Source organism: Bradyrhizobium sp. UFLA06-06 (assembly GCF_054820065.1).
The window spans coordinates 166,895-172,819 of sequence record NZ_JADFUD010000012.1; the positions used below are offsets into that span (position 1 = coordinate 166,895).

At 64.5% G+C, this 5,925-nt stretch carries 8 protein-coding genes; 4 read left to right on the top strand and 4 right to left on the bottom strand.

The window, feature by feature from the left end; translation table 11 throughout:
* Window positions 1-241: 241 nt before the first annotated feature.
* Window positions 242-1,042 (bottom strand): DUF2927 domain-containing protein, encoded by an 801-nt coding sequence (locus tag IF803_RS13550; protein ID WP_461192471.1) that lies wholly within the window; start codon window positions 1,040-1,042, stop codon window positions 242-244.
* A 93-nt stretch (window positions 1,043-1,135) separates the two neighbouring features.
* On the bottom strand, window positions 1,136-1,711 hold the full coding sequence (locus tag IF803_RS13555; RefSeq protein ID WP_461192458.1) for a L,D-transpeptidase: 576 nt from the start codon (window positions 1,709-1,711) through the stop codon (window positions 1,136-1,138).
* Window positions 1,712-2,099: 388 nt separating this feature from the next.
* Here IF803_RS13555 and IF803_RS13560 point away from each other — a divergent pair, with 388 nt between their 5' ends.
* The 3 genes from IF803_RS13560 to IF803_RS13570 are packed head-to-tail and all read left to right on the top strand — an operon-like array spanning window position 2,100 to window position 4,516.
* Window positions 2,100-3,647 (top strand): acetolactate synthase large subunit, encoded by a 1,548-nt coding sequence (locus IF803_RS13560; protein ID WP_461192459.1) that lies wholly within the window; start codon window positions 2,100-2,102, stop codon window positions 3,645-3,647.
* Between the two features lie 51 nt (window positions 3,648-3,698).
* Window positions 3,699-4,235 carry a hypothetical protein gene (locus tag IF803_RS13565; RefSeq protein ID WP_461192460.1) on the top strand — a complete coding sequence of 179 codons (537 nt, stop codon included), beginning with the start codon at window positions 3,699-3,701 and terminating at the stop codon, window positions 4,233-4,235.
* Window positions 4,236-4,288: 53 nt separating this feature from the next.
* Window positions 4,289-4,516 (top strand): hypothetical protein, encoded by a 228-nt coding sequence (locus IF803_RS13570; RefSeq protein WP_461192461.1) that lies wholly within the window; start codon window positions 4,289-4,291, stop codon window positions 4,514-4,516.
* A 155-nt stretch (window positions 4,517-4,671) separates the two neighbouring features.
* On the opposite strand, the gene IF803_RS13575 is transcribed toward IF803_RS13570, so the two are convergent.
* Window positions 4,672-4,911, bottom strand: a complete 240-nt coding sequence (locus IF803_RS13575) for a hypothetical protein (protein ID WP_245288896.1) — start codon at window positions 4,909-4,911, stop codon at window positions 4,672-4,674.
* Between the two features lie 180 nt (window positions 4,912-5,091).
* Between IF803_RS13575 and IF803_RS13580 the strand changes: the two genes are divergently transcribed.
* Window positions 5,092-5,232: a hypothetical protein gene (locus IF803_RS13580; protein ID WP_411782496.1), complete on the top strand. Its 141-nt coding sequence runs from the start codon at window positions 5,092-5,094 to the stop codon at window positions 5,230-5,232.
* 67 nt (window positions 5,233-5,299) lie between these two features.
* On the opposite strand, the gene IF803_RS13585 is transcribed toward IF803_RS13580, so the two are convergent.
* On the bottom strand, window positions 5,300-5,671 hold the full coding sequence (locus tag IF803_RS13585) for a DUF4118 domain-containing protein (protein ID WP_461192462.1): 372 nt from the start codon (window positions 5,669-5,671) through the stop codon (window positions 5,300-5,302).
* Window positions 5,672-5,925 lie beyond the last annotated feature (254 nt).

The window sequence follows — 5,925 nt, forward strand, 5'->3', positions numbered from 1 at the left end:
GATCGCACGCTCATGTCGCGAGAACGCGAATGCATGATTCACAAGTCGCGCAACAAACCCAGTATCGTCCCTGCGGAAGCAGGGACCCATAACCACAAATGTAGATTGCTGCGCGGCGCTGGAACGACGAGTTCCGACTACAACATTCGCTGCGGCGTATGGGTCCCTGCTTCCGCAGGGACGACAGCTGTATTTGTCGTGAGCGTCCGTGCTCGTCGCTTGCGGAAAAACCCGCCCACCCTCACTCCAGATGGTTCACCTTCGCCACCCAGGCGCGGACGTCGGCGAGGACGGCGGGCAGCACGGCCTTGACCTCCTGCACGGTCATGCCGGGCTTGATGCGGGGGTCGTAGAGCAGGTTGAGCAGATATTGGTCGTAGACGTCGAAATAGCCCATCGAGACGTTGTCGTTGAACATCGTCCACGGCACGGTGGCGGTGTCGTTGATCGGGCCGAGCGACTGCAACAGCTCCTCATAGGCGCAGTCGAGGAAGACGAAATCGCCGTTGTCGACGGTGAGGATCACGTCGGAATGCTCGATCTCGTAGTTCTCGTTCTTGCGGAAGCCGGACAGGCATTGCGGGTCGAGCGAGGAGCGGATTTCCCTGGCGCGCTCCTGGCCGTAGAACGTCGCGATCGTGCGGTAGAGCTCGCGGTCGCGCACCAGCTTGACCACGACATTGGCCGCTTCGCTGTTATCGGTCATCGCGATGTCGAGATGCTGTACCTTGGCGCGGATGTCGGCGACGACCTTGGCGAGCTGGGCCTTGCGGTCGGCGCGGCTGCCGTCGGCGAACACGCGCACCGGACTGTCATACTTGCGGATGCGGTCGACCCGCCCGGCGAGATGATATTCGGCGCCGAACGCGGTTTTCAGAAAGCCCTCGACGATCTCGGCGTCGGTGAAGATTTTCTTCTCGTTGCGCTGGCGCGCGGCGATCGCCGGTATCTCGGTGGCGGCCGCGGGCACCGCGGCATCAGCGAGGCAAGCGGCGAGCGTTGCGGCGAGAAGGACGAGGATCGAAGGACGGTGCTGGGGCATCATGACAACGCTGCCGCAAGGTTTGCGGCAGCGCAAGGCGGGATCAGCGATCTTCCCGGATGGCGGCGCCTGGTTCCGTTGAAATCGACGCGATCAGTTGTTCTTCACCACCACGGTGGTGCCGACCGAGACGCGACCATAGAGGTCGGTGACGTCGTCATTGGTCATGCGGAAGCAGCCCGACGAGACGGCCTGGCCGATCGTCTCAGGTTCGTTCGAGCCGTGGATGCGGTAGAGCGTCGAGCCGAGATACATCGCGCGCGCGCCGAGCGGGTTCTCGATGCCGCCGTTCATGTGGCGCGGCAGATCGGGGCGGCGGCGCAGCATCTGCGACGGCGGCGTCCACGACGGCCATTCCTTCTTTGCGGAGATGCGGTGGACGCCGCTCCAGCGGAAGCCGTCGCGGCCGACGCCGATGCCGTAGCGCAGCGCCTGGCCGTTCGCCAGCACCAGATAGAGCCGGCGCTCGGCGGTGTTCACCACGACGGTGCCGGGGGCGTAGTTGGTCGGGTAGTTGACGGTCGTGCGCGGGATCGGGCTTGCGCCGCCGCCGCCGAAGAAGCTCGGGGCTTCGGACTGATAGCCGCGGGAGTCGAAGAACTGGGCGTGGGCCTGGCCGGCATCTGCCAGGATCGTGAGCGCGGCAAACATCAAGGCAATCGGGCGCATGGTCGTCGTCCTCGCGAACAATCAAATATGCAGTCAGAGAGGCCACAATTGCCGGCGTTTCGCAAGCGACGAAGCCGTGACCTCAGGCATTTTCGAACAACACGGTTTAAAAAGGCAACAGATCGGAAGCGATACCTGCATTGTCCGGCCAAGCCTTTGACGAAGCGGCTGAAGAATGGTTGATCTGGAGCGTTTTCGAGCGAAGTGGATACCGGTTCGCGTGAAGAAAACGCGACCAAACAAAAGCTGGAGCGTTTTCAAGCGAAGTGGGCACCGGTTCGCGTGAAGAAAACGCGACCAAACAAAAGGATACGAGCATGATCCGATTCAATCGGATCGGACCATGCTCTGAGCGACCTCAAGAACATCTCGAAACGGGAGCGAGAGCATGAACGGTGCGGAAAGTCTGGTGCGGACATTGGTCGCAGGCAGCGTGGATGTCTGTTTTACCAATCCCGGCACCTCGGAGATGCATTTCGTCGCGGCGCTGGACAAGGTCCCGGGCATGCGCTGCGTGCTCGGTCTGTTCGAGGGCGTGGTGACCGGTGCGGCCGACGGTTATTTCCGCATGAAGGGAACGCCGGCCTCGACGCTGCTGCATCTCGGGCCCGGCCTCGCCAACGGCCTTGCCAATCTGCACAACGCCAAGAAGGCGCATTCCGGCATCGTCAACATCGTCGGCCAGCATGCCACCTACCACATCGGCTACAACGCGCCGCTGACATCGGACATCGAGGGCCTGGCGCGGCCGATGTCGTCCTGGGTGCGCACCTCGCCGGATGCCAAGTCGGTTGCCGCCGACGGCGCGGCCGCGATCGCCGCGGCGAGGAGCGCGCCGCCGCAGATCGCAACCCTGATCCTGCCGGCCGACACCGCCTGGAACGAAGCCGACGGCATCGCCGAGGTGCCCGTCGACACGCAGCGTCCGAGCTACTCGCCGCAGGCGGTCGATACCGCGGCGAAGATCCTGCATGGCGATGCCGCGCATACGCTGCTGCTCGTCACCGGCAGCGCGCTGACCGAGCACGGACTGGCGCTCGCCGAGCGCATCGCCGGCAAGACCGGCTGCACGGTGATGGGCCAGACCTATCATCCGCGCATGGCGCGCGGCCGCGGTCGCTTCTCGATCAACCGCATCCCCTATGTGATCGAGCAGGCGCTGCCGATCCTGAAGAATTTCCGTCACATCGTGCTGGTCGAGGCCAACGATCCCGTGGCGTTCTTCGCCTATCCGAACAAGCCGAGCATGCTGAAGGCGGAAGGCTGTGAAGTGCATCGCATGACCGCCTGGGGCGAGAATTCGGTCGCGGCGCTCGAGGCGCTCGCGGGTGCGCTGCATGCGACCGCGCAGGACGTCAAGCCGCAGCAGCACCCGGAGCTGGTCAAGCCGACCGGCGCGCTCAACCACGCCACGATCGCGCAGGCGATCGCGTGCGCGATCCCCGAGAACGCCATCATGGTCGACGAATCCGTCACCACCGGCCGCGGCTTCTTCCCGCCGACGGCGGCGGCCGCGCCGCATGACTGGCTGCAGAACATGGGCGGCTCGATCGGCTTCTCGACCCCGGTGGCGACCGGCGCCGCGGTCGCCTGTCCGGACCGCAAGGTGATCTGCATGGTCGGCGACGGCAGCGCGATGTACACGATCCAGTCGCTGTGGACCCAGGCGCGCGAAGGGCTCAACGTGGTGACCATCGTGTTCGCCAACCGCATCTATCAGATCCTGCGCGGCGAGTTCGACGGCGTCGGCGCCGGCGAGCCGGGCAAGCGGGCGCAGGACATGCTGAAGATCGATCGGCCGACGCTCGACTTCGTCGCGCTCGCCAGGGGCATGGGGGTGCCGGGCAGGGCGGTGACGACGGCCGACGAGTTCAACAAGGCGCTCGCGGAAGCCGTTGCCGAGCCGGGACCGCGGCTGATCGAAGTGCAGATGTAGGGGCGCAACCCAAAGGAGCCGCGGCGGCGGCCAGTCCAGTCGGAGGCGTCGATGCAGACCGAGCTGAACAAGGTGATCGCCGCGGTGGAGGAATTCTATGTGCAGGAGATGTTCCTGCTGGAGCGCGATCTCGGCGAGCGAACGCTCACTCACCGACTGGCGGTCTATGTCGAGCGGCAATTTTCCGGCTGGCAGGTCGATTGCAACTACGACCGGCTCGGCGAGCGCACGCTGCGGCTGCCGCGCGGCTCGGGGAGCTCGACCGACGACCATCTCGGCAAGTCGATCTATCCCGATATCGTCGTGCACCAGCGCGACATCCCGAACAATCTCCTGGCCATCGAGCTGCGCAAGGACAGCAATCACCAGCCGATCGAGCACGATCAGCGCAAGCTGCAGGCGCTGACCGACCCGAATGTCTGGTTCGCCTATGCGATGGGCGTGCTGGTGATCGTCGGACAAAGCGGGGTGAGCTTTACCGAGGTCTATGTCGGCGGTGCCATCGATAGCGCCACTTCGCTCTGGTTTGCCGAGCGGCTACGCGAGAGCGGGCTCGCGAGCGGGCGCGACCATGGCGCTCCGCATTAAGCCTATCGATGAATCTTTCTCCGCGTTGCAGTGATAGCCCGTTTGGATCATGCGTGGCCCCTGCACGCGCGGCACAACAGAAGGTGCGGGAGGTGGAGCAATTACTGGAGCTGGTGGTCAATTTTCAGAACGATCCGATGGCGGTGCGGATTATCAGCTCCGCAACTCTTTCGCTCCCCCTCCCGCACCTGAATTCGCTGGTCCAACTCTCGCTGGTCCAACTTGCATTGATCAAACTTGCAGATCCAACTTCCACTGCCCGAGGTGGTCGGCGCACTTGATTGCGACGTGACGGGCCGAGGCAGCATCCGCACCGAGACAGTAAAAAGGCCGCCTTCGGGCGGCCTTTTCCGTGATCGCCAAATCCGTGCTCGACAAGTCCGTGCTCGACAAGTCCGTGATCGCCAAGTGGATCACAGAGCGCGATTGTTTCTGCTTATTGCTTGGTGGCATCGCTGCCGGTCGGGGCAGCGCCGGTCGCGGCGGCACCGGTCTTGGCGCTCGATTTCTTGGCGGTCTTCTTCGCTTTCTTCTTCGGCGCCTTGGCCGCCTCGCCCTTGGTCGCGGTGTCGCCGCTTTGCGCGGCGGGGGCCGGGCTGCCGCCCGCCTTGTCCTGCGCGAGCGCGGTGGACGAGACGAAGGCAAGGGCGGTGGCGGCGAGGATCAGTGTTCGCATCGGATATTCTCCCAAGTTGGTTTCCGGCGATCCTCAACGGGACAGAATGTCGCAGGGTTCCGCGGCGCCGATCAGCAGTCCGTGAGCTGTGCGTGAACGGCATGGCCGCCGCGAAGCCGGCGGAACCGGGAACCGGGCGCCGCGTTATCCGGCCGGGCATGAGTTCCGAGGAGAGACGCCATGCGCTGGCGGTCAGTGACGGAAACCACCAATACGGTGCTCGACACCGCCCCCGAGGACAGCTTCTACGCGGTGGGCTGGACCATCAGCGGCGTGGCGACATTGGCCACCATCGTCGCGATCTGGATGTTCGGGATCTGAGGGCGAACGATCCGCGCGGGCAACCGGCTCGGCACCGCCGGCTGCCGGTTGCGGCCTGCGCCGTCCGCTACTTCCGCAGAATTGCCAGCGCTTCCCGATAGAGCTGCGAGAAGCAGACCAAGAGCGCGCTCGACAGCAGGAACATCGCCAGGCTGTCATAGTCGTCGGCCGTCGGCCAGGAAAACTCGAAATAGGGCGGCATGAACGCCCACCAGACGATCGGAACCGTGATGATCGTGGCAAAGGCGCCGGCGGGTGCGCCGCCCATCAGGCCGGCGATCAGGATCGCCGGCACGAAGCCCGCGAAATAGAACTGCATGCCGAAGCTCGCGAACATCTCCTGCGTCGCGGTGGCCAGCACCACCGCAAGCAGGGCGACGACGAATGTCGGCAAGGACCAAGGCCGCAGCTTCAAAATGTAGTCGTTGCCCTTGCGCATCCAGACTCCCGGCCCCCGCGAGTTCCCGGAAGGTAGCCGAGGAGGCCCGCAAACAAAACCCCGTAGGACTCCGTGGAGCGGCGGCGTTCTGCTCGACACCGTGAAAAGGAACCGTCCCGGTCAAGCCGCCGCCGCATTGCCGCGCTTATTGCATCGCAGCAGGGTGATTGTGGGGCACCGCAATGTTGGAATTTCTGATTGTCGTCCTCGTCGCCGGGATCGGATTCGTATCGGGATACGGCGTACGCGAGCTG

Coding starts and splice junctions, on each gene's coding strand:
- IF803_RS13550 (WP_461192471.1), bottom strand. CDS start 1,042: ATGCCCCAGCACCGTCCTTCGATCCTCGTCCTTCTCGCCGCAACGCTC.
- IF803_RS13555 (WP_461192458.1), bottom strand. CDS start 1,711: ATGCGCCCGATTGCCTTGATGTTTGCCGCGCTCACGATCCTGGCAGAT.
- IF803_RS13560 (WP_461192459.1), top strand. CDS start 2,100: ATGAACGGTGCGGAAAGTCTGGTGCGGACATTGGTCGCAGGCAGCGTG.
- IF803_RS13565 (WP_461192460.1), top strand. CDS start 3,699: ATGCAGACCGAGCTGAACAAGGTGATCGCCGCGGTGGAGGAATTCTAT.
- IF803_RS13575 (WP_245288896.1), bottom strand. CDS start 4,911: ATGCGAACACTGATCCTCGCCGCCACCGCCCTTGCCTTCGTCTCGTCC.
- IF803_RS13580 (WP_411782496.1), top strand. CDS start 5,092: ATGCGCTGGCGGTCAGTGACGGAAACCACCAATACGGTGCTCGACACC.
- IF803_RS13585 (WP_461192462.1), bottom strand. CDS start 5,671: ATGCGCAAGGGCAACGACTACATTTTGAAGCTGCGGCCTTGGTCCTTG.